Here is a 26,027-nt window from a genome sequence, read left to right on the forward strand (position 1 = left end):
GCGAGAACCTCACAGAGGCGTCCCCACAGCAGACAGACTCAGGACCCTTAGCGGGTGATCTGGGCCTCCATGTCCCGGTGGCCCTGCTTCTCGGCGGATGGAACATGACAGGCGTGACGACCCGTGCAAGTTGGATGTATGTGGCTATTAGCGATCACAAAGTGAGGAAACTGCCACAGGGACCCCACACCTCGGCGTAGTCTGCGGGACTACCGCAGTCGGGCCGGGGTGGCCTGTAGCGCGGCGGAGGTGCCATGGGTGGGGACCCGGACATGTCAGCAATGGTCGGCGATCACAGGCGAACGGGGGTGCCCGATCCGTACGGAGAACATGCTCTGCTGACCCCCGCCATGACAAAAGGGTATGACGCGACCCCTGTCACGGAACGGCATCTGCTGCTGAGCTATCTCGAAGCAGTGGTCGCCGCCCGCCGGGCGCCGGTGCACACCGCCGTCGCCTTCAACGCCGTGTACTTCGGGTACGACCTCGGAGGTGACGGCTACGGTGGCAGCCCCCTGCGCCTCGACGACTTCCCTGTGGTCACCCTCGGGGGGTGCGCTCCCGCGCTCCCGGTCGGCGCCATGGTGTGCGTAGCCACGGGGTCGGACCCGCTCTACGCGGAGATCGTCCACCGCGAGGGCGCACACCCGGAAGTGGGGGACCTCGGGGACGTACCGGCTTGGGTGTCCGGGGCACCTGTCGGCGCCACGGGCCCAGGCAGGTCGGCGACCGGCGCGGCTCTCCGCCGAAGAGAACTTCTGGTCCCGGATCTCCATGCCTTTGGCCCGGCCCTGAGCCTTTCACCGGCCCAGCTCCACCGCTTACGCACACGTCGGCGCTGGATCAACGAGGACGGGCACGTCGTCGTCGACGTCTCCTACCTGTCCCCGGAGGCGGCCCGGCGCGACGACCTGACAGCCTATGCGGACCATCTCCTGACCACGGCACGGGACCAGCTGCTCAGTCCCTTCGTTCCCATGTCCCTGGCCGAACTCATGGGCGGAACAAGTGATGGCGAACTGCGATCGGGTCTGCTCGGTCTGCTCGACACGGTGCGGGGCGTCCTCGGCTCAAGCGTCGCGCTGCGCACATGGGGCCACTACGCCGTGACCCGGGCCTCTCTCGCGGAGCGCTGGGGCGATACGGGCCCGCTGGGCGGCGGCGACCTCAGGTCCTTCGCAGCTGCGGTGGAACATGCGGCCACCCCGGTGAGGCGGCGCCATGGTCTCATCGCCCCGGTTACCGTGTACACGGCGGTCGGACCGCGGCTTCGCCGGTTCCCCGGTGCGACGGAGCTGCTCAGGGGAGTGGGGTACGCCGCGGCGGTCTGCCGGGCGAACCTGACGATCGCCGACGTTGTCCGAAGGGACAGTAACCAGGGCCTGTTCGAGAACGGCTCCCTGATCACGCTCGACGACGCCTTCGAGAGCGGGGGCGTCTGGCGCTCTCACCATCCTGGTGGCACCGGAGCACCCCGCGACCCCTTGGCCCCGGCAGGACTTGGTTGGGCATCGACGCTTCCCGCGCCGCCGGATCCGGAAGCAGGGAGGAATACGGAAGCGGATGTCGATCCGGTCGATCTGCCCCTCGCTGACGATGCCTTCCTCGGCCCCGGTGAACTCCTGCGGAACGACGCGAAGGAGATCGCCTGGCGGTCGCCCATGAGGCTGGCCCATCTCGTTGACGGCTGGTTCCCCCTGCATCCGGACGCCGCACGCGAACTCCGCTGGTCCCACGGCCAACGTCTCACGTCGCACCTCGAACTCGGTCACGCCGGCCGGACACTGGTCGAACACGAGGCAGCTCAGGATGTCATTGCCGAACTCGGCGACGAACCCGGTCGTTTGACCGGGATCCACTGGCCTCACGACTTCTTCCCCGGTCTGATGCTTGAGGTGCGCTGGCTCCGCGGTGAAACAGTGATCCGCGTGACCACGACCCGGCTCCCGGAACCGTTGCATGTCAGCGACCGGGTGATCGGGCACTGCTACGACCCCCGGGTGCTCACCAGAGAGGATGCTCCGGGCAGCGATCGCCATGGTGACAGCGCGGCCGGCCTCGGCCCCCGGCAGCTGGTGATGCGCACCGTGCGCCGCTGCGGGCTGCTCACCCTGGACGGCCATGCCCTGTTGGACCGTTCGGTTCTGCCGAGCGCGACCTACGGGCGTCGGCCGGCGCGTTCCCAGACCGCCGCGCTGGAGTCGGCGGTCGCGGAGCTGCTCGCGGAACGACTTCTGGAGCCGGCCCTCGGCAGCCGGGACGCTTGGGGTCAACCGCACTACCCGGCGTGCGACGGGCAGGTGACCATCCCGCTCATCGGCTACCGCCCTGTAGCACCACGGGTGATACGTCCCTGGGGCGGCATGGAACTGGAAGGCGTGGGGCTGCTCACTTCCCAGCTCGTTGCAGGTCACCTGCGGCGCCTTCGACCGGGTTGCTTCCCCAGCGAGGCGCAGCAGGCTGCCTTCCGCGAACACTGCCGCAGGCTCGGCAAGGCGGACGGCTGGGAACTTCCTTACGGCTACACGTTCGTAACTGAGCACACGCGCGGCCGCTGATCCCTGAATCCATGCTTCCCATCTCTCGTCCCGCCGTTTTGTCTCATCTTCCCGGCCCCTCGGCATCGAGGGAGCTGATCGCGCACAATCAGCCACAGAAACGGAGTAGGCGTACATGCACGACCGCTACCATGTCATCACGGGGCCGCCGTTGTCCCCGCCGACTGTCTCGGCCGAGGACCTCGAAGGCCTGGCCGCTGCGCTCAACGCGTTGGAACACCCGGTTGACGCCACCATGAGCGAGTTCACGGTCGACATGGTGGAACTCGCCTTCAACTCACTTGCGCCCAGGGAACGGCAGAAGCTGCTCGGCAGCCTGGGTATCCGTATGGCGGCCCCACGGCGGGTGGGCAGGGCCCTGTGTCAGGACGTTCTCTCCCGGCTGCGGCGCGATGTCCGGCAGCACACCTGTACCTGCGGCATCAGGGACCTCACGCCCACGGTGTTGGACCAGATCGTTGAGGTCGCCTTCGCCCAGGACGGCACGACCGTCTCCGACCCCGTTTCCCGGTGGGGCGGCACGTTGCTCCGGGCCACATTGTTTGCTTGGTGCAATGCCTCCGTCACCGACGCCTACGTTCTCGCCTGGGCGGCCGACCAGGACTGGTTCACAGAGACGGCCGACGAGGAGGGGGCCCTACGCCTGGCCTCCGTGGCCGACGAGGCCCGCTCCATCGTGGCGGCGTACCCGGATTTCATGGGCATACGGGAAGGCCGCGAGCGGCTGTCCGCAGGTGACGGAAAAGGCGAAGCGCCCGCTGTCATCAGGGGGTCGGGCGGGAAGGCCGCGGTATCCGAGGACGCCGTGTCGGACTCCGGCGTCCCGCACGACGTGCCGATGGCCGCGTCGGAAGACACTCGTGCCGACCAGAGGGCGGATCCGGAGGAGGCCTGCCGACAGCTGGAGTCGGCTCTCGCGCTGGCTCGGCAAGCCGCGGAGAACGTGACCGGTACGGTGGCGGACGGCCGCCCCCCGCATGACGAGGACCTGGCTGCACTGGGTGCGCTGGGCGCCGTCTTCGACACCGCCGAAGCGGTGTTCCGCGCGGCGGGGATGAACGGGGTGCCCCGCCGGCTGGAGGACATGACGCACGCTGCGCGCGAGTACCGGACGGTACATGACCACGACCGCCAGGTACGGGAGACCCTCAGGGAGTTGCTGGACGTCGAATGCCGGTCGGACAGCCCCGCCGCCTCGGCCGCCGAGGCCGTGCGAGGAGCGGCCCGCCGTCTGCTGGACACAGCGGTATGGGGGCAGACCCAGCGGCAGGAAGGCGCCGCGCTCGCCGGCCTCGCACGGTTGATCCGGGAGGGGCGGCAGGTGTACGCAGCGACGGAGATCCTGGCTCTTCAGGACCAGATGGTGCAGGTATTGCCTACGTGCGCCATGGCGGTGGTCATGGCCTCTGAGCTGGTGCCGGCACAGCCGAAGGACCCCGTCGTGGAATCGGCCGAGGCTGGGGCCGAGGTTGAGATCCAGGCGGATGTGAAGACCACCGAAGGCGATGTCGGAGGAGTCGACGAGCCTGTCGCCGCCGGCATGGCCGCTGAGCACGGCGAGCCGGTCTTCGAGCAGGCGGACGAGGGCCTGACGGCCGGGACTGGGGGCCGCGCCCCCGAGGGATCCCAGCTGCACGCCGTACCTGAGCCGGAAGCCCCTGCCCCGAAACCGGCGGCCGGTCCGCTCTGCACTGACGACGTCCGGGCCATGACTCCCCCCGACGGGACGGTGGCAGCGGTTACGGACCCGACGGCGGACTTCCCGGCAGCGCTCGCCCCCGTGCCCGCGCTGGTGTCGACTGCGTCGCACGACGAAGTAGCTCAGCCCGCAGAGCCGGCCGCGAAGGATCTCACCCCGGTCACCACCGAGGAGACCTTTCGTGCGGTCGTGACGGAGCAGGCCCTGACGAGACTGGTCGTGGAGCGACGCTTCGGACTCGCCCACCACGTCGCGAACGCAGCCGGTCACGCCGAGCCGCAGGTGATGGCGCTCCGCCTGGCCGGTGCCGCCGGACTGCTGACGTCAGGTGACAGCCAGGGAGCCCGGCTGACTGCGGACCTGCTCCAGCAGTACAGCGGATATGCCGGCCGCGACACGGAAGGCAGCGAGTTCCTCCTGCTGCCCGCCTTGCTGCGCACGGCGTTGATCACGGGGGACCACCTCGCGGGTGCCCAGTTGAAGGCCTTGGCGCCCCGGCTGCCGGAACGGTTGGCGGAGGCGGCGACCGCGGTTGCCGACCGTACCCTCAGCGGGGCCCTGATGACGGCCTCGCCGCTGGTGGTCAGCGCCGACGTCTCCGGGGCGGAGGTGCGGTTGCGGGAGTTGCTGGAGCAGTGTCGTGTTCTGCTCGTGCCTCCGAGGCTTCGGTTCGTGCGGGCGACGGAGATCGCCAAGCGGTGGCTGTCCGACGACGGCCTCCTGGGATCGATGCTCACGATCGTGGTCGGCGACCACCGTGATGGGGCGGCCCGGGTGCGCGAGCAGGCCGAACGCCTGTCGAAGCTGCCTGAGGTCAACAACGAGATCGACCGTATGGACCGCAAGCACCGTCCGTCCAGTGGCAAGCCGCTCCAGGGCTCCGGGCGGCAAGACTTGGTGCATCTCGTGGAACGAACCGTCGGCCTGGCCAAGGAGTGGTGTCTGGCGGTCGAGACCATCCGTCGTGGTGATCGCTCCGACAGCAACCGGGCGGTCAAGGAGATCTCGTCCCTGCGCCGTTCGCTGCTGAACGGCCAGGAGGCGGCGCTGGGCGAACTGGAACAGCTGGCCCGGAGTTACGGCGCCGTCAAGGCCGCTACTGCCTGGGCGGCACTTGCTTCGATGGAGGAGCTGTTTGCCCTGCTGGCAGGTGACACCGTGGCCATACGTCCCGGAAGTCCCGTGGATCCCGAACTCGTGCTGGACGCGGAACTGCTGAAGGTGTGCGACCGTCGTGACGAGCGTCCGTCGCTCGACGAGCTGCTCACCGCGGTCGACCGTAGCTGGCAGGACGCTCTCGCCGAGCGGCTCGCCAACGATGCCTTTGCCGCAGCTCGTAGCCTCGTCGAACTGGCGGGACGAGGGCTGCTGCCCGGCGCACGGACCGATGAGTTCACCCCGCCCGCGGTGGCCGAGATCGAGGCCAGGGCAGCCACCCGGCGCGCGGCACTGCACGGTGAACACGATGACCTCGTTGCTGAACTGCACCGAGCGCAGGCCGACAGCGCCATCACCGACGACCAAGACCTGCGTCTCCAAGAACTCCTTGCCGACGCCAGGGGCCGGCTCGACGACATCGACGCGTACGGCCTGGTCGACGTGCGACGGGCGCTTGACACCGTGCGGGACGATCTGCCCACCTTCCGGCAGCAGGCGGCCGACCGGATCCGAGCCCGGCTCGACGTCCTGGACCCCACAGAGGAGTTGCGCTCACAGGTCCTGCGGCACCTGGACACCGGCGGCCTGGCCACGGCCGCGGATCTGGTCTACTTCCTGGAGATCGGCGAGGACGTCCCGGAGATCGACGGGGGCGAGTCCCATCTGACCGAGTTCTTCCCGGCCGTGCCCGACGGGCTGCCCAAGGGCATTGACCACGCCCTCGTCGATCTCGTCCGGTCCGGCGGAACGCACCCGGACATCCCCATCCTGGACTACAGTGCGCTCTCGACCGACGAGGCGGCCCTGGCGGCGGACGCCGTTGAGGAATGGCGGGAGCTGGGTGCCACCGAGCCGAAGGACCGGCTTGAAGTGTCCGCTCGGCGGCAGCTGCTCCCGGCCCTCAAACTCCTTGGCTACGAAGCCAAGAGCGCCAAGCCACTGGACGAGAAGTCCCATCGCCGACGCGAGTACCGTCTCTTCGAAGCGACGGAAGTGGAGATCAACGGCAGGGCAAAGGCACCCGCGTTCGGCTCGGAGATTCGGGAGCAGGGCGGCAACCTGCGTGTGCTGATGGTCTGGGGCCGTCCGTCCGCCAAGTACGTGATGAGCCTGGCCGGGAGTGACACCAGCGGCGCGAGTCTCCTCGTCCTCTACTTCGGAACGCTGGGCCGTGAGGCCCGTGTCGAACTTGCTGTTGAATCCGCCCGGTTGCAGCCGATGCTGGTCGTGGACGACGCCGCCTTGGCCTATCTCGCGGCACGGGGGAACCGGCAGGTCAGCACGGCAACGCAGACCCTGCTGCCGTTCTCGGGCGTCAATCCCTACATCAGGGAGAAGCGCGGCCGGATCGGCCAGGAGATGTTCTACGGACGTGACGTCGAGCGCAAGAGCGTTCTCGACCGGAACGGCACACAGGTCATCTTCGGAGGCCGGGGACTCGGTAAGTCCGCCCTGCTCAGTGACGCGGGGGAGCGGTTCGAGGAGCAGCGCCCCGGTTACCAGTTGGCGGTGTACGTGAACCTCGATCAGGAGAACATCGGCAAGGGCAGCTCGCTGGGGCCGGAGGCGCTGTGGAGTGTCCTCGACCAGAAGCTCAGGGCGGCCGAAGTGCTGGGCGGACACCCGGGCCGTAAGTCGGGGAAGGACATCTCCGAACGGGTGCGCGCGGGCATCTGTGCATGGCTCGACGGGGACTCCCGTCGCCGGCTGCTGGTCCTGCTCGACGAGTGCGACCAGTTCTTCGAGGCCGATGCCCCTCGCTTCGATCAGACCAAGAAACTCAAGGGCCTCGGGTCCGACACCAAGGACCGTGCCAAGGTCGTCTTCGCGGGCTTGCACTCCGTGCAGCGGTTCTCCAAGCTCGCCAGCAACGGGCCGTTCGGTCATCTTGCGCAGACCCCGAAGGTGATTGGCCCGCTCGCTCCCCAGTCCGCCGCCGAGCTCTTGGTCGACCCCATGCGGGCGCTCGGCTTCGAGTTCCAGGACATAGATCTCGTCAACCGGGTACTCGGTTACTGCTCCTACCAGCCTTTCCTGCTCCAGATGTTCGGTCACCGGCTGGTCGAGGTGATGCACCGCAAGCGGACGAGGCGTGGAGTCGAGGGCCCCCCGTACGCGGTAGAGATCGCCGACATCGAGGTCGTGGAGTCGGACACCGGCCTCAGGGACGGCATCTCAGCGGCGTTCAAGGACACCCTGAGTCTCGACCACCGCTACGACGTGATCGCCAACGTGCTGGCCTATCACGCACGCCACCGCGGTCTGGAAGTGCGGCTGAGCGACGCCGAACTGCGCGAAGAGTGCGAGACCTTCTGGCGCAAGGGTTTCGAACAGCTCGACACCGAGGGGTTCCGCGCATATCTCTCCGAGATGGTGGGCCTCGGTGTCCTCGCTCCCAACCACGATGGCCAGGGGTGGCATCTGAGGGGCCCGAACGCCCTGCGCATGATCGGCACCTCTCACGAGGTGGACGCCCGTTTGCTCAGGGCCGAACAGGACTGCGAGCTCCAGGAGAGCATCGTGCAGGAGGGGCGCCCCGAGTTGCCCGACGGTCGGCCGGCCCCGCTCACCATTACCCAGCTTGACGACCTCCTCGGCGAGCGGGCCAACCAGACGAGAATCGTCCTCGGCACCAGCGCGACCGGTGTCGGCGACGTCGGCGACACCCTTCGCACGGTTGCCGGACGTATCGCCGACTGGACGCTGCCGCCTGTCGGCAGGCCCAGTGTCTACAAGCAGGAGCTCACGGGTGGGCGCCCGCGTGAACGACGTGTAGTCATCAGTGACTTCGCGCGGTACCCGGACGCCCGACCCGAGGCCCCCCGTCAAGCTGTGGACCTGGCCGATACGTTGTTGCCTGTGACTCCGGGGGTGACCCGCGCTGTGGTCGTGGTCACAGACCCTTCCCAGCTGGGCCTGTGGCGTCCCCTGCTGACGGGCACCGAACGCACCTCGGCCGCTCCTGTGGTGCTGCGCCGGCACGACCGCCGCAGCCTGCGCGGCTGGGCTCAGCGGGTCGAGAAGTTCCATACGGAGGATCGCCTGGACCGTCTCTACGAGCTGACCGGGGGCTGGCCGGTCCTGGTCGACCAGGCCCACCGTCTCCACGGCGAACTGGGCGACGCGGACGCGGTGCTGCACAAGCTGGCCGGTCTGCGCGAGGACCGGGCCGAAGCTCGTGCCTTTGCCGAGGCGACCGGCGTGTATGCGGACCCGTTGCTCGTGACCGGCTACCGGTCTCTTTCCGAAGAGTTCATGGCGGACCCGTTTGACCTGGAGAGCGCGGTGACCGCCGTGGCAGTCCGGATCGAGGACGAAGACGAGGCCCGCTGGATCGTTACCTGCCTTGACGCCCTCCAGGTGTTCGACCACGAGGGAAGCCAGCTGCACCTGGAACAGCTGCTCCGGACGTGCATGGTGCTCCAGGGCTGACACCGTGGCGGGGGCGCGCTTCTAGCCGGAAATTCCGACAGCGGCGCCCCCGCTTGGCCCAGACGACGTGTTGCCGAACGGGGACGACTCCGCAACCGCAGCCGTCGGCGAGCGCGGCGACGAGGAGGCCCCGCCCTGGCGGTGCCTCCTCCGGCTCGGGTCCGGGGAGCGGCGTGTCATGGGCAGAAGGCGGTCTGCTGGTCGGCCGGGGGCTGTTGGGCTCGTACAACCCGGAGCATGGGCGGGGCGATGATGCCGAGCCTCGGACTCGGGGGAGCGGCTCGCGGCGCGGGGCAGGCGGGAGGTTGGGGGCCACAGCCAGGGCGTGCAGGGAATGCCGGCGCGCGAAGGCCCCTCCAGGAGTGGCCGTTCGTCTGCTCGGGCTGTAGGCGAGGATCCCATCCGGTCATCGACGAGACTGGCGGCCGGGCTGCCCTTCCGCCTGGCAGCCCGGCCGTTCGACTGGAGTCAGGCTTCCAGGTCGTAGGCCACGGTGACCGGCGCGTGGTCGCTCCAGCGTTCGGCGTGGGTCTCGGCGCGTTCGACGCGGGCGTCGGTGGCGCGGGCGGCGAGGGTGGGGGTGGCGACCTGGAGGTCGATGCGCCAGCCGGTGTCGTTGTCGAAGGCGCGGCCGCGGTAGGACCACCAGGAGTAGGGGCCGGTGCGGTCGGGGTGGAGGTGGCGGACGACGTCGGTGTAGCCGGCCTCGTCGTAGACGCGGGAGAGCCAGGCGCGTTCTTCGGGGAGGAAGCCGGCGGACTTCTGGTTGGCCTTCCAGTTCTTGAGGTCCTCGGGGCGGTGGGCGATGTTCCAGTCGCCGCAGACCACGACCTCGCGGCCGTCGGCGGCGGCGCGGGTGCGGAGTTTGTGGAGGTGGACGAGGAATTCCGCCATGAAGCGTTCCTTCTCCTCCTGGCGCTCGGTACCGACCTCGCCGGAGGGGAGGTAGAGGCTGGCCACGGTCAGGCCGGGCAGGTCGATTTCGATGTACCTGCCCGAATTGTCGAATTCCGCCGACTCGAAGCCGATGACCGTGCGGCTCGGCTCCGTGCGGGAGAGGATCGCCACGCCGGCCCGGCCCTTGGCGGCGGCGGGGGCCCACACCGCGTGCCAGCCGTCCAGGTCGCGCAGCTCCACCGGGAGCTGCTCGGGCTCGGAGCGCACCTCCTGCAGGCAGACCACGTCCGCCTCGGTGGCGGCCAGCCACTCGATGAAGCCCTTCTTGGCCGCCGCCCGGATTCCGTTCACGTTCACACTCGTCACCACGATCACCCGGGCAGCCTACCCAGTGCCGGGGGTGGCCCATACCGCGACGCGTCCGGTTGCGGAGCTGACGTGAACGCACCATGAATCTGTGCGGGAGTCCCGCCGCGCCACGCCATTGGTCTTGACCATCTCCCGATCGAGCCCCTAGGGTCACTTACTGCAAGGACCTTTAATAAAGAAGGACGGAAAAAAGCCCGCTCTCCCACCTGCCGCAACAGCGGACAGCGGGCCGGGATCCGCCCTCTTTCAGCAGGGCGAAACACCAGGGTGGAGGACACGGTGGGAACGACAGGACAGCTCACGGCGGTACCGGAACCGAAGTACTGGCACCTGCGCACGGTGCTGCTCCGCGCCATCGACACGGAGTTCGCCATCGGCCAGATCCTGCCGAACGAGCGCGAGCTCGCCGCCCGCTTCGGTGTCGCCCGGGCCACCCTGCGGCAGGCGCTCGACCAGCTGGAGCTGGAGGGCCGCCTGGTCCGCCGGCGCGGCATCGGCACCCTGATCGCCGCCCCCCGGGTCGGCGTCCCGGTGAACCGGCAGGAGGAGGGCTGGCCCGGCGCCGCCCGCAGCCAGGCCTGGCGCACCGTCGACTGCACCACCGCCCCGGCCGCCCGGCGGCTGGCCGAGGCGCTCGGGATCGCCGAGGGCGCGCCGGTGCACACCGTGCGCCGGGTCCGCCTGGTGCAGGGCCGCTCCATGGCCACCGAGTCGCTGCACGTGCCGGCCGCCGCGCTGCCGCACCTGCCCGGCTTCCGCGCCGAGAGCGACCGCGCCCGTTCGGTGCTGCGCCAGCTGGAGCGCCTGGAGGTCGACGGCGAGTCCCGCTCGGTCGAGCTGGGTGTCGCCGAGGCCGAGCAGGCCGCCCTGCTGGAGCGCCCGCCCGGCTCGCCGGTGCTGGTGATGACCACCCAGTACGCCGCGGCCGGCCGGCTGGTCGCGCTCGCCGTCTCCACCTACCGCGCGGACACCTGCAAGCTCACCTTCGGCGAGACCGGCCTCGTCGAGGTGACCCCCGTGGGCGCCACCCCCGTGGGTGCCGCCGCCTCCTGAACCACTCCCGAAAACCCTCAGGCCCAGGCCCGAGCGCCCCGCCAGGCGCCCGGGCCTGGGCCGTCTCCGTTCCACGAGAACCCGCGAGAACAGCGGGGCCCGGGCGCCCCTGCCGAGGCGCCCGGGCCGAACCCGCTCAAGCCGAACCCGCTCAAGCCGCCGGGGGGTTGACGGCGAACAGCTGCTCCTCGACCTGGTCGAGGGCCACCCGCAGGGCGCCCATCGCGACCACCTCCGAGCCCAGCGCGGCCAGCGCCACCTCCGGCGCGCGCAGGGTGAACTGGGCCAGCCGCTCGCGCAGCGGGTCGAGCACGCCGTCCAGGCCGGCCGCCCAGCCGCCGACCACCACCAGCTGCGGGTCGATGGCCAGCACCAGGGCCGCGACGCTCTGCACCAGACGGGTCAGGAAGCGGTCCGTCGCGACCTTCGCCACCGCGTCGCCCTCGCGGGCCAGCTTCAGCACCCGCGCCACCGCCGCCTCGTCCAGCGGATTGAGCGGCTTGCCGGTGGTGGAGAGCAGCCGCTCCGGGGTCACCTCCTGCCCCAGCAGGTGCAGCGCGCCGATCTCGCCGGCCGCGCCGCCGAAGCCCCGGTGCAGCCGGCCGTTGATCAGCGAGCCGGCCCCCGGGCTCAGCCCCGCCATGACGAACACGACGTCGTCGGCGCCGACCGCCGCGCCCTGCCAGTGCTCGGCGATCGCGGCGAGGTTGGCGTCGTTCTCGATCATCACCGGGCAGCGGAACGAGCGCCGCAGCCGTGCCCCGATGTCCAGCCCGGTCCACCCGGGCATCGCGGTGCCCAACTGCACGGTGCCGTCCCGGTCGACGATGCCCGGCGTGCCGACGCCCACCGCCCACAGGTTGTCCCGGGAGACGCCGGCCTTGCGCAGCACCTCGGCGACCACCGACCGTACGGCGGCGAGCCGTTCCTCCGCCTCAAGGCTCTCCTCGACCGGCCGGAAGTGGGTGCCCACCACCTCGCCGGCGAGGTCCGCGAGGATGATCCGGATGTCGTGCACCCCGATCTCGATGCCGAGGATGTGCCCCGCCTCGGCCCGGAACCGGAACCACCGGGCCGGCCGGCCGCGCCGCCCGGGACCGGGCTGACCGCCCGGCTGCGGCTGCGGCTGCTCGACCTCGGCGACCAGGCCGGTCTCCACCAGTCCCTCGATCACGCCCTCGACCGTCGGCCGGGACAGCCCGGTGTCACCGACCAGCTGGGTCAGGGTCACCGCATGGCCGTCGCGCAGCGCCCGGAGGGTCACCGCGGCGTTGATCCGCCGTAGGAGTGAGGAGTCGCCACCGGTGAGTCTGTCCGCCAAGACGCTGCCCTTCGCCGTTCCGCGCGACTGCCCTTGCGCGCGTGCCGTGTACACGGGCACCACCGGCGGCGCCACCGGCCGGTCGTGCCGGAGACCGCCCCCGGGCGGACCCGCGGGAGTCAGCCGCCCGGCGGAAACGGCACGGCGGTGCTGCGCCGCCTGCGCCGGTCCGGGTGGCCTGAGCCGGATGCTACCGGGGGCCGCCCGGCCCCGGCGAGCATCTTCCCAGCTCATCCCGGCTTCGGTATCGAAATGGTACGGATCGGGTGGCAGTGCGTGACCATTCCCTCACCGCCCCGGCCTGACCGGCCCCGACCGGCCCCGACCGGCCCCGACCCGCCGTGCCACCGTCCTCAGCGCAGGCCGCCGGTCGCGCCGATGTTCTGCCCGGAGACCCAGCGGCCGTCCGGGCCGACCAGGAACGCGATCACGTCCGCGACGTCCGCCGGCTGCCCGAGCCGCCGCAGCGGCGTCAGCCCGGCCACCGTCTCCAGCGCCTGCGGGGGATTGGTGGAGCGCAGCAGGTCGGTCTCCACCGGCCCGGGGGAGACGGTGTTGCAGGTGATCCCGCGCGGCCCCAGCTCCAGGGCCGCGGCCTCGGTCAGCTGCTCCAGCGCGCCCTTGCTGGCCAGGTACGGGGCGATGCCGGGGGCGGGGCGGCGGGTGTTGAGGGTGGAGACGTTCACGATCCGCCCGCCGTCGCGCATGTGCCGGGCGGCGTACCGCAGCGTCAGGAACACCGCGCGGGTATTGACGGCGAGTACGGCGTCGAAGTCCGCCGGGTCGGTCTCGGCGAGGGGCGCGCGGGTGAAGCCGCGGGCCGCGTTGTTGACCAGGATGTCCAGCCCGCCGAGCTCCTCCTGGGCGGCCGCCATCAGCCACTCCGCGCCGTCCGGCGCGCCGAGGTCGGCCCGTACCGCGTGCGCCCGTCCGGCGCCGCGCGCGGCCACCGCGCGCACCACGTCGGCCGCCGCCGCGTCGTCGTGCGCGTACCCGAACACGACGTCCGCGCCGTCCGCCGCCAGCCGCTCCACCACGGCCCGCCCGATCCCGCGCGAGCCGCCCGTGACGACCGCCGCCCGGCCCGCGAGCACCCGGCCCGCGAGCTCCTGGCCCGCCCGCGCCTCGTCCGCCCGCGCCTCGCCCGTCCGCACCTGGTCCGTCATCCCGCCGACACCCCGTCCCGGCCGGCCGCACACCGGCTCCGGGGAGAACCTACCCCCTGGCGGATCCCGCGCGCTGCCCCGCCGCACGGCGGCGCAGCGCGCGGGCCGGTCCGCCGGCTAGCGCGGCGTCGCCGGGGCGTCCACGCTCTGCAGACAGGCGATCAGCGTGCGGGCCTCGACGTTGAGGTAGTGGCTGTGCCGGATCAGCCCGAGGAGTTCCGGGACGGGGATCCACCGGTGGTCCGGCCCGAGGTCGTCCTCGCGCAGGGCGGGGTCGGCGTCGAGCACGAGGTAGCGGTTGCGGGCGTGGTAGAAGCGCCCGCCCTCCTCCGAGAGCACCGAGTCGAACAGCACCCGCTCCGGCGGCGCCCCGAGCACGTGGTCGAGCAGCGGCGGCCGGGCGGCGGCCGGCAGCCGGGTGTAGTTCTCGGGCGTGCACTGCACGGTGGGCGCGAGCTCCAGGACGTCGGTGTACCCGGGCTCCACCCGGGCGTGCACGAGCGCCTGCAGGACGCCGTCGACGCGCCGGGTCAGGAAGGCCGAAAGACCGGTGCCGTGCGGCTCGATCATGGGCTGGGACCAGCTGCGGACCTCGCGGCCGCCGGCCTGGACGTCCACCGCGATGACGCTGAAGAAGCCGCCGTTCTCGTGCGAGATGCGGTCACCCGAACGCTGCCAGTGCCGGACGCGGTTCAGCGGGATGCGCTCGGCGTGCGGCTCGTACCGGGTGCGCGCCTCGGTGATCCAGCTGAGCAGCTCGGTGCCGACGGGCGCGGCCTGCGGACCGGCGTCGCCCGTCGCGCACCCCTGGAACGGGAAGGGCAGGCAGGCGAGGACGCTGCGCGAGTCCATGTTGACCAGGTCCTCGACGACGAGCAGCTGGTGCAGCTGGCGCAGGGTCAGCCAGTGGAAGCCGTCCAGGACCTCGACGTCCTCGTCCACCTCGATGATGATGTTGCGGTTGCGCTTGCGGTAGAACCAGCAGCCCTGTTCCGACTGGCGCACATCGGCGAGGGTGCGGTACCGCCCGGGCCGCTGGAAGTACTCGACGTAGGGGACGGCCGCGCCCCGGTGCACCCGGGTGTAGTTGCTGCGGGTGGCCTGCACGGTGGGCGAGAGCTGCAGGCCGTTGCAGTTGCCGGGCTCCATCTTGGCCTGCATGAGGAAGTGCAGCACCCCGTCGAACTCCTTGGCGATGATGCCGAGAATGCCGATCTCCGGCTGACGCAGGATCGGCTGGGTCCACGTCTCGACCGGGCGCCCCGGCATGGTGACGTTCAGACCCTCGACGCTGAAGAACCGTCCGCTGTCGTGGACGAGGTTGCCGGTGACCGGCTCGAAGCCCCATCCGCGCATCGCCGCGAACGGTATGCGCTCGACCTTCGAGGCGTCGGCCCGGCGGCGCTCGTCCAGCCACGCGTGGAAGCCGGCGAGCGTGACCGTGGAGCTGTCGGCCGCGTGCGCGGAGCGCGCGACACGGGTCGCGAGGGCGTTCACCACGCCCACGCCTCCGGTCCGGGCCCGCCGTTGCCGATCGGCGGGAACAGCCGGTCGATCTCGGCCAGCACCTCGTCGCCCAGCTCCAGCTCCATGGCGTTCAGGGCGCTGTCGAGCTGGCCGAGGCTGCGCGGGCCGATCACCGGGGCGGTGATCCCGGGCCGGGACATCACCCAGGCCAGGCCCACCTCGGCCGGGTCGAGCCCGAGGCCGGCGCAGAGCTTCTCGTACCCGGCGACGGCGTCGCGGTGCTTCTCCAGCGCCTGCATCGCCCGCCCCTGCGCGGTCTTGACGGCGGTGCCCTCCTCCAGCTTGCGCAGCGCGCCGCTGAGCAGGCCCCCGTGCAGCGGCGACCAGGCGAGGACGGCCACCCCGTAGCGCTGGGCGGCCGGGATCAGCTCCAGCTCCACGTAGCGGGTGACCATGTTGTAGACGGACTGCTCGGAGACGATGCCGAGGAAGTTGCGGCGCGAGGCGGCCTCCTGCGCCTCGGCGATGTGCCAGCCGGCGAAGTTCGACGAGCCCACGTACCGGACCTTGCCCTGCTGGGTGAGCATCTCCATTGCCTGCCAGACCTCGTCCCAGGGGGCGTGGCGGTCGATGTGGTGCATCTGGAAGAGGTCGATCCAGTCGGTGCGCATCCGGCGCAGCGAGGCCTCGCAGGAGGCGATGATGTGACGGGCCGACAGGCCGCCGTCGTTGGGACGGTCGCTCATCGGGTTGAACACCTTGGTGCCGAGCACGACCTGCTCGCGGCGGCCGCCGCCCTGGGCGAACCACTCGCCGAGCAGCTCCTCGGTGAAGCCCTTGTGGACCTGCCAGCCGTACTGGTTCGCGGTGTCGAGGAAGTTGATCCCGCGGTCCAGGCCGCGGTCCATGATCTCGAAACTCTCGTCCTTGGTCGCCCGGACCCCCAGGTTCAGGGTGCCCAGGCAGAGCCGGCTCACCTGGAGGGCGGTGCGGCCGAGGTAGGTGTACTCCATCTGCGATTCCTTTACCGGTACTGGTTCTCTGCGGCTGCCGCCGTCCCGTGGACGGCGGTCGACTGCGTCGGGGAGACCCCGGGGCGAGCGCCCCGGGGGTCCCGGATGTCCCGGCGGATGTCGGCCCGGGGTCCTACTGCCAGCGGAACAGCCTCGCCGCCAGCACGCTGCACACGGCGCCGACGACGGCGAGGACGACCAGGTGGAGGGTCTGCGGCCAGTGGCCTTCCCAGGAGTCCCGCAGGGCCTGCAGGGTGGCGCCGAGGGGGGTGTAGTCGCCGATGGTGGCGACGGTCTCGGGCAGTTGCTCCTTCGGGAGGAAGACCCCGCCGAAGAACAGGCTGGGGAAGAGCAGCGACAGGCCGATCGACGTCGCCGCGCGGCTGCCCGGGGCCATCGCGGCGACGACCAGGCCGACCGAGAACAGCGCCCAGGCGCCGAGTGCGAAGGTCAGCAGGAAGGCCGGCACCTGCTGCGGCAGCGCCGTGTCGAAGGCGAACCGCCCGACGCCGAGCACCAGTACCGCCGCGACGACGGCGGTCGCCAGGTTGATGACGAGCTGGGCGAGCAGCAGGTTGACCGGGTGGACGGGGCTGGCCGCCATCCGGCGCAGGATGCCCTTCTCCCGGTAGGTCGCCAGGGTGGTGGGCAGCAGGTTCAGCGACAGCATGGTCAGGCACATCGACATCGCCATGGCCGGCACGAACGCCGCCATCGCGGCCTTCTGGTCGGGGGTGTCGTCCGAGTTGGTGGTGATGATGTGGAAGATCCCGAGCAGCATGACCGGCAGGGCGATCACGAAGAACACCGCGGTGGGGTCGCGGAGGAAGAGCTTGGTCTCGACGAGGGTGAGCTGGGAGCGCCCGGTCATGCGTGTACTCCTGGTCTGTGGTGTCACGGGGTCAGTTCGCGGCCGGCGTGGAACCGGTGAGCTTCACGAAGGCGTCCTCCAGCGTGGGCTGCTCCAGGCGCAGCTCACCGGGGACGATCCCGTGCCGCGAGAGCACCGCGACCACGGCGTACACCAGGTTCTCCGTGCCGGTCACCGTCACCCTGGCGTTGGCCCGGGTCACCGAGGTCACCTCGGGCAGCGCGGTCAGCAGGGAGTCGTCCAGCGGGGCGGAGGGGGTGAAGCGCAGGCGCTGCTCGGAGTTGGCGGAGGCGATCAGGCCGGCCGGGGTGTCGAGCGCCGCCAGCCGTCCCTCCCTGATGACCGCGATGCGGTCGCAGAGCCGCTCGGCCTCCTCCATGAAGTGGGTGACCAGCAGGACCGTGACGCCCTGGGCGCGGACCCGCTCGATCAGCTCCCAGGTGTCCCGCCGGGCCCGGGGGTCGAGCGCGGTCGTCAGCTCGTCGAACACCGCGATCCTCGGATTGCCGACCAGCGCGAGGGCGATGGACAGCCGCTGCTTCTGGCCGCCGGACAGCTGTCCGAACCGGCTGTCGCGCTTCTTCTCCAGCCCCCAGTCGGTGATCAGGCTCCGCCAGTCGGCCGGGTCGCGGTAGAAGGTGCTGTACATCTGCAGCGCCTCCCGGACCTTGAGCCGGGGCGGCAGTTCGCTCTCCTGGAGCTGGATGCCGATCCGCTGCCGCAACTGCTCCTTGTCGCGGTGCGGGTCCAGCCCCATGACGGAGACCGTGCCGCCGTCGTAGCGGCGCAGGCCCTCGACGCACTCCACGATCGTCGTCTTGCCCGCGCCGTTGGGGCCGAGGATGCCGAATATCTCGCCCTCCTCCACGGCGAAGGAGACGTCGTCCACGGCGACGTGGTCGCCGTAGGTCTTGCGGAGTTTCCGGACCTCGATCACCGGCATGCCTTCTCTTTCCTTTTCCACCGGGATTCCTTACCTGGGTGCCGCCGCGGGCGGGCGTCCCCGCGCCGGACCGCCCGACGCGGTCGTCGGGGAGCCTTCCGTCCGGACGGCGGCACGGCTCCACCGCCGGCCGCGGGGGAGCGGCCGGCGGTGGAGCGGGCTTCATGACGTCACGTCAGTACCGGGTGTCACCTCGGCACTTCGGAACGTCAAGGCGTGCGGAGTGCAGCGTAGCGTGCCAGGCAGGCGTCGTAGTCCGGCAGTGCGCCGGCCTGCCGGGCCTCCCGCAGGGTCGGGGCCTCCCGGTCCCGGTCCGACACCACGGGCGTGATCTCCCGAGGCCAGGGCAGGCCGATCTCGGGATCGAACGGGTCGATCTCGTGCTCCGCGGCCGGGTCGTACTCGGTCGAGCAGAGGTACGCGGCCACGGTGTCGTCCTCCAGGGCCATGAAGGCGTGCCCCAGCCCCTCGGCGAGGTAGATCCCCTGGCGGGTGACGGCGTCCAGCACCAGCGAGTCCCACCGCCCGAAGGTCGGCGAGCCCACCCGCAGGTCCACCACCACGTCCAGCAGCGAACCGCGGGTGCAGGTGACGAACTTGGCCTGCCCGGGCGGCACGTCGGCGAAGTGGATCCCGCGCACCGTGCCGCGCCGGGACACGCTGTTGTGGTACTGGCCCAGTCGCAGCGGGTGCCCGACCGCCGCCGTGAAGGCGGACTCGGTGTAGCTCGCGCAGAACAGACCCCGCTCGTCGGGGTGGACCGCCGGCGTGAACGCGAAGGCACCGCCGACGGCCAGTTCCCGGACCTTCACGAGCGGTGCTCCGCCGTCAGCTTCTCCAGCACCGGCACGACCTCGGCGGGGCTCGGCGTGGCCTGGATCTCCGCCCGCACCCGCTCGGCGGACTCCTTGAACGACGGGTCGTCGAGCAGCCGCTGGATGCCCTCGCGCACGCCCTGGGCGGTGAGTTCGCCGGCGTGCACGTGGATGCCCACGCCGGCGTCCTCCAGCGCGGTCGCCTTGTTCCACCAGTCCGCGAACCGGATCGGGGCCATGAACTGCGGAACGCCGTTGACCAGCGCGGTCGTCCAGGAGCCGAAGCCGCCGTGGTGGAGGATGACGGAGCAGCTGGGGAGCAGGGTGTGCAGCGGCACGAAGTCCACCAGGCGGGCGTTGGCCGGCACCCGCTCCAGGCCCTCGGCGATCTCCGCGGGCAGCGCCGCGATGAGCTCGATGTCGAGGTCCGCGACCGCGTCCAGGATCTCCTGGATCGGCACGAAGGAACCGCCGAGCGCCCCGAAGGAGACACCCGAGGTCAGACAGACCCGGGGGCGCCGGGGCTTCTCGCGCACCCACGCCGGCTCCACCGACGGCCCGTTGTACGGCACCCAGCGCAGCGGGACGCGCTTGACGTCCAGCGGCAGCTGGAGGCTGTCCGGGATCTGGTCGATGGTCCACTGGCCGGTGGTGACCTCCTCGGCGAAGTCGCAGCCGTAGCGGGCCAGCAGCTCGGTCAGCCAGGCGGCCAGCGGGTCCTCGCGCTGGTCCTCCGGCTGCTGCTCCATCAGCTCCAGGAAGGCCGAGCGCATCTTGGAGTAGATGTCCACGCACCACAGCATGCGCGCGTGGGCGGCGCCGACGACCCGGGCCGCCACCGGCGCCGCGTAGGTCAGCGGGTCCCAGATGACCAGGTCCGGCTGCCAGTCCTTGGCGAGCGCCACCAGGTCGTCGACCATGCCGTCGTTGTAGATCCGGTAGGCGAACTGGGTGCTCATCCGGTACTTGGTGAGCACCTTCTCCCAGGTCTGCTGGTCGGCGTAGGGCTGCGACCAGTCGGAGATCTCGTTCTCCAGCTGGTCGTGGTGCATGGCGAACAGCTGGTGGATGTTGTGGTCCGTGCCGACGGACACCGCGGTCAGACCGGTGCGGCTGATCGCCTCCGCGAGGACCGGGTTGCTGGCGATCCGCACCTCGTGCCCGGCCGCGGCGCACGCCCACGCCAACGGGACCATGGTGTAGAGATGGGATTTTTCGGAGACGGTGGCGAACAACACGCGCATATGCGTTTCTTCTTTCCTGGGGTCCCGTGAGGCGGATTCAGCAAAGCCGACCCGGAAGGGCGGCGACAACCCCTACCACCCCCTTAAGTGGCGGTAGTTGAGTTCAACTGGAATTCAGCCGGCGGAAGGCAGCACGGTGATCGGGTTGCGGGCGATGAGGAAATCCGACACCGCGTTCACCACGGCCGCCTTCTGGTCGCTGAGGTAGAAGTGCCCGCCGGGGAAGACCTGGAGATCGAAGGTCCCGGAGGTGTGGTCGCCCCACGCCGCGACGTCCTCGACGTCGACCCGGATGTCGCTGTCGCCGCCGAGCCCCACCACCGGACAGCGCAACGGCGGCCCGGGCTCGTAGCGGTAGGTCTCCGCCGCCTTGTAGTCGCTGCGGATCGCGGGCAGCGCGAAGCGCAGCAGCTCCAGGTCGCCCAGGATCCGGGAATCGGTGCCGCTGAGCCGCTGCAGCTCCGCCACGATGCCGTTGTCGTCGAGCAGGTGGACCTCATGGCTGCGGTGCTGCGAGGGCGCGTTCCGGCCGGAGGCGAACAGCGCGGCCGGCACGATGCCGGACTCCCGCTCCAGCAGCCGGGCCACCTCGAAGGCGACGCTGGCGCCCATGCTGTGGCCGAACAGCGCGACCGGCAGGTCCGTCCAGCGCGCGAGCACGGTGTGGATCTCCCGGGCGAGCTCCTGGACGCTCTCGACGGGCCGCTCGCCGCGCCGGTCCTGCCGCCCCGGGTACTGGACGGCCATCACCTCGATCCCCGAGGACATCTCCTGCGACATCGGGAAGAAGAAGCTCGCGGAGCCGCCGGCGTGCGGGAAGCAGACCAGCCGCACCGTGGCCTCGGGCTGGGGGTGGAAGCGGCGCAGCCACAGGCTGTCGTCGCTGGTCGGCGATGCCATGGTGGTGGGTGTCCCTTTCGGTCTCACCGGTCGTGCCGGTAGTGGTCGGATACGAACCGCGTGCCGCGCAGGGCGAGGCGGCAGCGGGTGCCGCCTCCCCCTGCGCGGGTACCGCCTCCCTCAGTGGGCGCCGCCCCGCGGCGGCAGGGCCGAGATCCACGCCTCGATGGCGGCCGCGGTGGAGGCGACGTGGTCCTCCATCACGCTGAAGTGGTTGCCCTGGACGTCGACGACGTCATGGGGCAGGTCCCAGAAGGAACGCCACTCCTCGGGGGACGCCGCGCCGGCGCCGCCGCCCAGCGGCTGCTCGGCCCGGACGAGCAGGGTGGGCGCCTGGACCGGCCGCGGCTCCCACTCCTTGCAGATGTCCAGGTACCAGCCCATCGCCGTCAGCCGGTCGTCGTCCATCGCGACGAAGGTGCCCTCGCGCTCCGACATGCCGTCCATCAGCGCCAGCCCGAACTGGTTGACGAAGTTGCTCCTGGGCACGTAGGTGTCCACCAGCACGACACCGGCCGGCCGGACGCCCAGCTCCTCCAGCCGGCCCGCCGCGGCCTGCGCGAACCAGCCGCCCGCCGACGTCCCGAGCAGCACGAACGGGGCGCCGTCCGCGGCCTCGGCGACGGCCGCCGCCTGGGCCTGGACGACGGCGTCCATCGTCGTCGGCAGGCTCTCGTCCCGGACGAACCCGGGCAGCGGGAGCGCCGACACATCGCGCAGCCCCCGGAAGGACGACGCGAACCGCGCGTACTGGTGCAGCCCGGCCAGGGCGAGGCAGGACGGGAGGCAGAACACCTGGGTCTGCGCCTCTCCCCGGGCGAGCTTGATCGGCGTCGGCGGCTTCTCCAGCTCGGCGGCGGAGCCGAACTGCGGCCGCAGCGCGGCGACGGCCCGCAGCAGGTCGAACGCCTCGCCCCACTTGCCGCGCTGGAAGGCCCCCAGATAGAGCGAGGCCAGCGTCGCCGAACCGCCCGCGGGCGCGGCGGGAGCCGCCTGCGGCGCGCGGTCCGTCACGGCGGGCGCCTGCGCCAGCTCGCGGCGCAGCCGCTCCGCCAGGTCGGCCGGGGTGCTGTGGTCGAACGCCAGGGTCGCGGGCAGCCGCAGCCCGGTGGCGGCGTTCAGCCGGTTGCGCAGCTCGACGGCGGTGAGCGAGTCGAAGCCGGAGTCCACGAACTGGTGGTCCTCCGCCACCGCCTCCGGCCCCGCGTGGCCCAGCACGGCGGCCACCTGAGTGCGCACCAACTCGACCAGCACACCGAGCCGTTCGGCCTCCGGCAGCGCCGCCAGGCGGCCGGCGAGCGATGGGGTGCCCGTGCCGCCGTCGCCGGCCGGGGTTCCGGCCGCGGCCGCGGCCCGGCGGCCCGGGGTGCGGACCAGCCCGCGGAGCACGGCGGGAAGGGCCACACCGGCGGCACCGGCGCGCAGCGCGCCGGCGTCGATCCGGATCGGCACCAGCAGCGGCTCCCCGAGGGCGAGCGCTGTGTCGAACAGCCGCAGGCCCTCCTCGGACGACAGCCCGCCCACCCCGGCGCGGGCCGCCCGGGCGAGGTCGCCGGCGTCGAGCGTCGCCGTCATCGCGCTGAGCTCGTCCCAGGGACCCCAGGCGAGCGAGGTGGCCGGCAGGCCCTGGCCGCGCCGGCTGTGCGCGAACGCGTCCAGGAAGGCGTTCGCCGCCGCGTAGTTGGCCTGGCCCGCACTGCCCACCACCCCGGCCGCCGAGGAGTACACCACGAAGGCGGCGAGGTCCTGGTGACGCGTCAGCTCGTGCAGGTTCAGCACCGCGTCCACCTTCGGCCGCAGCACCGCGTCCAGCCGCTCCGGCGTGAGCCCGTCGACCAGGCCGTCGTCCACGACACCCGCCGTGTGCACCACGGCGGTCAGCGGACGGTCCGCGGGGATCGCGGCGAGCACGGCCGCCAGCGCCTCGCGGTCGGCCGCGTCGCAGGCGGCGACGGCGACCTCCGCGCCGAGCGCCGTCAGCTCGGCGCACAGCTCCTTCACGCCGTCGGCGTCGGCGCCGCGCCGGCTGGTCAGCACCAGCCGGCGGACGCCGCGCTGCCGGACCAGGTGCCGGGCGAGCAGACCGCCCAGCAGGCCCGTACCGGTGATCAGTACGGTGCCCTCGGCGTCCCACGGCGCCGCGTCCTCCTGCGCCTCCTGCGGGACGGCCGTCACCCGCGCCAGGCGCGGCACCGAGAGCTCGCCGCCGCGCACCGCCAGCTGCGGTTCACCGGACAGCAGCGCCGCGCCCAGGGCCCGGCCGGAGGACGCGTCCTCGTCGACGTCGACGAGGACGAAGCGGTCCGGGTGCTCCGACTGCGCCGCGCGGACCAGGCCCCACACCGCGGCGTCCGCCAGGTCCGACACGCCCTCGTCGGGCGCGGCGGCGACGGCCCGCCGGGTGACGAACACCATCCGGGACGACGCGAACCGCTCGTCCGCGAGCCACGCCTGGACCAGCGCCAGGGCGCGGTGGGTGGCGCTGCGCACCGCCTCGGCGCCCTCCGGCGCGGACGGGCAGGAGACCAGCACCATCGCGGGCGCCGAGCTGCCCGAGGCGACGGCACCGGCGAGCGCGTCCAGGTCGGTGTAGGACTCCAGGGAGAAGCCCAGTTCGTCCAGGACCTCCATCTGCTTGAGGTCGTCCGAGCCGACCAGGGCCAGCCTGGTGCCGGACGGCTGCCGATCCGGGGCCGGCACGGACGGCCAGTCGACCCGGAACAGCGTCTCGTGCCCGGCCGGGCGGGCGGACGACCCGAGCTGCGCGCCCGACATCCGGCGCAGGACCAGGGCCTCGATGTCGGCGACCGGGCTGCCGGCGGCGTCCGCGACCGCCACGGAGACGGCGTCGGTGCCGGCGGCGGCGATCCGCACCCGCAGCGCGGTGGCGCCGGAGGCACGCAGGGACACGCCCGTCCAGGAGAACGGCAGGCGGCCTTCGCCCGCGCCGCCGGCGGAGCCGTTGTCGGAGCCGTTGTCGGAGTCGCCGTCGAGGACGGAGCCGAGGGCGAGTCCGTGCAGGGCGGCGTCGAGCAGGGCCGGGTGCAGCCCGTAGGCGCCGGCGGCGGCCTGCTGGTCGTCGGGCAGCCGGACCTCGGCGTAGACGGCGTCGTCGGCCACCCACACCTGTCGCAGCCCCTGGAACGCGGGGCCGTAGCCGAAGCCGCCCTCGGCGAAGCGCTCGTAGAGGTCGCCGACCTCGACGGGCTCCGCGCCGGCCGGCGGCCAGACGGCCAGGTCGGTGCCGGCGGCGGCGGAGTCCCCGATGCTCAGAGCGCCGCTGGCGTGGCGGGTCCAGGGGTGGTCGGGGTCGGCGTGCTCGGGGCGGCTGTGGATGGTGATCGACCGGGTGCCGTTGTCGGCGGGGGCGTCGGTGGTGATCTGGAGGCTGACGCCGCCGTGTTCGGGGAGGATGAGGGGTGCTTCGAGGGTGAGTTCGTCGACCTGGTCGCAGCCGACGCGGTCGGCGGCCTGGGCGGCGAGTTCGAGGAAGGCGGTGCCGGGGAAGAGGATCACCCCGGAGACGGCGTGGTCGGCGAGCCAGGGTTGGGTGCGGACGGAGAGGCGGCCGGTGAGGATCAGGCGGTCGCTGTCGGCGAGGGGGAGGGCGGCGCCGAGGAGGGGGTGGTCGGCGGTGTCCAGGCCGGCCTGGGTGACGTCGGACAGGCCCTGCGGGGCGTCGAGCCAGTAGCGGTCGCGTTGGAAGGCGTAGGTGGGCAGGTCGACGCGGTGGGCGTCGGGGAAGACGGCACTCCAGTCGACGGGCAGGCCGGTGGTGTGGATGCGGCCGAGCGCCGTGACGACGGACTCCTCCTCCGGGCGGTTCTTGCGGAGAAGCGGGATGAACTCGCCCGAGTCGACGCAGGTTTGGCCCATGGCGGTGAGGACGGCTGCGGGGCCGAGCTCGATGTAGCGGGTGACGCCGCGTTCCCGCAGGGTGGTCATGCCGTTGTGGAAGCGGACGGACTCGCGGACGTGGCGCACCCAGTACTCCGGCGAGCGGACCAGGTCGGCCGAGGCTACCTCGCCGGTGACGTTGGAGACCAGGGCGATCGTGGGCTCGTGGTACTCCAAGCCCTGGGCGATCTGCCGGAATTCCTCCAGCATGGGTTCCATCAGGGGCGAGTGGAAGGCGTGGCTGACGCGCAGGCGGGTGGACTTCCAGCCGCCCGCTTCCACGATGGCCAGGACCGCTTCCTCGTCACCGGACAGTACGGTCGCAGCCGGGCCGTTGACGGCGGCGATCGCCACCCGCTCCTCGTGACCCGCCAGGAACGGCAGGACGTCGTCCTCGGAGGCGATGACGGAGACCATGGCGCCGCCGGTGGGCAGGGCCTGCATCAGTCGGCCACGGGCGGCCACCAGGGCGCAGGCGTCGGCGAGCGACCAGACGCCCGCGACGTGGGCGGCGGCGAGTTCACCGACCGAGTGCCCGACGAGGAAGTCCGCGCGTACGCCCCAGGATTCGACGAGGCGGAACAGCGCGACCTCGATGGCAAAGAGCGCCACCTGCGCGTACCCGGTCCCCTCCAGCAGGCCGGCGTCGGTGGAGAAGACCACATCACGCAGCGGGCGGTCGAGGTGCTCGTCGACGACGGCGCAGACCTCGTCGAACGCGGCGGCGAACACGGGGAACGCCGCGTGCAACTCCTGTCCCATGCCGAGCCGTTGCGCGCCCTGGCCGGTGAACAGGAACGCGGTCAGTCCGTCGGTGGCCTGCGTGCCGGTGGCGTTGTCCAGGGCGCGCAGCAGGTCCTCGCGGTCGCGCCCGACGGCCACCGCGCGGTGTTCGAAGGCCGTCCGGCCGGTCGCCAGCGAGTAGCCCACGTCCACGGGCGACAGCCCGGGCGAGGCGGCGACGTACTCCCGCAAGCGCTCGATCTGGGCCCGCAGCGCCGCCGGGGACTTGCCGGACACCACCCACGGCACCACGGATCCCGCAGCCGCGGACGGAGCATCGGTGACATCCGGCGCCTGCTCCACGATGACGTGCGCGTTGGTGCCGCTGATCCCGAACGCCGACACACCGGCCCGGCGCGGGGCGCCGGTCTGCGGCCAGGGCCGGGCCTCGGTCAGCAGCTCGACCGCGCCCGCCGACCAGTCGACGTGCGGCGAGGGCTC

14 protein-coding genes are annotated in these 26,027 nt (G+C 71.7%); 3 read left to right on the plus strand and 11 right to left on the minus strand.

All coding sequences use genetic code 11. The annotated features are described in order from the left end of the window. Window positions 1–272 precede the first annotated feature (272 nt). Window positions 273–2,558 carry a hypothetical protein gene (locus tag ABTX81_RS38225; RefSeq protein ID WP_350555311.1) on the plus strand — a complete coding sequence of 762 codons (2,286 nt, stop codon included), beginning with the start codon at window positions 273–275 and terminating at the stop codon, window positions 2,556–2,558. Window positions 2,559–2,673: 115 nt separating this feature from the next. Then, window positions 2,674–8,847: a hypothetical protein gene (locus ABTX81_RS38230; RefSeq protein WP_350555313.1), complete on the plus strand. Its 6,174-nt coding sequence runs from the start codon at window positions 2,674–2,676 to the stop codon at window positions 8,845–8,847. Window positions 8,848–9,315: 468 nt separating this feature from the next. On the opposite strand, the gene ABTX81_RS38235 is transcribed toward ABTX81_RS38230, so the two are convergent. Further along, a complete protein-coding gene (locus ABTX81_RS38235) occupies window positions 9,316–10,119 on the minus strand; it encodes an exodeoxyribonuclease III (RefSeq protein ID WP_350555315.1) in 804 nt (267 codons plus the stop codon). 273 nt (window positions 10,120–10,392) lie between these two features. Here ABTX81_RS38235 and ABTX81_RS38240 point away from each other — a divergent pair, with 273 nt between their 5' ends. Next, window positions 10,393–11,166, plus strand: coding sequence for a GntR family transcriptional regulator (locus tag ABTX81_RS38240; protein ID WP_350555317.1), 774 nt, complete (start codon window positions 10,393–10,395; stop codon window positions 11,164–11,166). A 151-nt stretch (window positions 11,167–11,317) separates the two neighbouring features. Here the strand turns inward: ABTX81_RS38240 and ABTX81_RS38245 are convergent, their stop codons facing one another. The 10 genes from ABTX81_RS38245 to ABTX81_RS38290 form a co-directional block, all read right to left on the minus strand. Continuing rightward, entirely contained in the window at window positions 11,318–12,487 is a 1,170-nt protein-coding gene (locus tag ABTX81_RS38245; RefSeq protein WP_350555319.1) for an ROK family protein, read from the minus strand. A gap of 353 nt (window positions 12,488–12,840) precedes the next feature. Beyond that, window positions 12,841–13,653 carry an SDR family oxidoreductase gene (locus ABTX81_RS38250; RefSeq protein ID WP_350555321.1) on the minus strand — a complete coding sequence of 271 codons (813 nt, stop codon included), beginning with the start codon at window positions 13,651–13,653 and terminating at the stop codon, window positions 12,841–12,843. A 117-nt stretch (window positions 13,654–13,770) separates the two neighbouring features. Then, the gene (locus ABTX81_RS38255) at window positions 13,771–15,153 is read right to left on the minus strand and encodes an NDP-hexose 2,3-dehydratase family protein (protein ID WP_350555323.1); all 1,383 of its coding nucleotides are present in this window, start codon (window positions 15,151–15,153) and stop codon (window positions 13,771–13,773) included. Further along, window positions 15,147–16,133, minus strand: a complete 987-nt coding sequence (locus ABTX81_RS38260) for an aldo/keto reductase (RefSeq protein ID WP_350555325.1) — start codon at window positions 16,131–16,133, stop codon at window positions 15,147–15,149. The genes ABTX81_RS38255 and ABTX81_RS38260 overlap by 7 nt, the downstream gene beginning before the upstream one ends. Window positions 16,134–16,266: 133 nt before the next feature. Then, on the minus strand, window positions 16,267–17,004 hold the full coding sequence (locus ABTX81_RS38265) for an ABC transporter permease (protein WP_350555328.1): 738 nt from the start codon (window positions 17,002–17,004) through the stop codon (window positions 16,267–16,269). Window positions 17,005–17,035: 31 nt separating this feature from the next. Then, a complete protein-coding gene (locus ABTX81_RS38270; RefSeq protein WP_350555330.1) occupies window positions 17,036–17,947 on the minus strand; it encodes an ABC transporter ATP-binding protein in 912 nt (303 codons plus the stop codon). Between the two features lie 209 nt (window positions 17,948–18,156). Beyond that, window positions 18,157–18,759 (minus strand): dTDP-4-dehydrorhamnose 3,5-epimerase family protein, encoded by a 603-nt coding sequence (locus ABTX81_RS38275; RefSeq protein ID WP_350555332.1) that lies wholly within the window; start codon window positions 18,757–18,759, stop codon window positions 18,157–18,159. Continuing rightward, a complete protein-coding gene (locus ABTX81_RS38280; RefSeq protein WP_350555334.1) occupies window positions 18,756–20,006 on the minus strand; it encodes an activator-dependent family glycosyltransferase in 1,251 nt (416 codons plus the stop codon). Before ABTX81_RS38280 ends, ABTX81_RS38275 begins: the two co-directional genes overlap by 4 nt. Window positions 20,007–20,120: 114 nt before the next feature. Then, complete coding sequence (locus tag ABTX81_RS38285; RefSeq protein ID WP_350555336.1) at window positions 20,121–20,906, minus strand: thioesterase II family protein; 786 nt, start codon at window positions 20,904–20,906, stop codon at window positions 20,121–20,123. Window positions 20,907–21,026: 120 nt separating this feature from the next. Further along, window positions 21,027–26,027 (minus strand): SDR family NAD(P)-dependent oxidoreductase (locus ABTX81_RS38290; protein WP_350555339.1); only part of this gene is annotated, 5,001 nt, incomplete at its 5' end.

This window comes from Kitasatospora sp. NPDC097605, from assembly GCF_040302725.1.
GTDB lineage: Bacteria > Actinomycetota > Actinomycetes > Streptomycetales > Streptomycetaceae > Kitasatospora.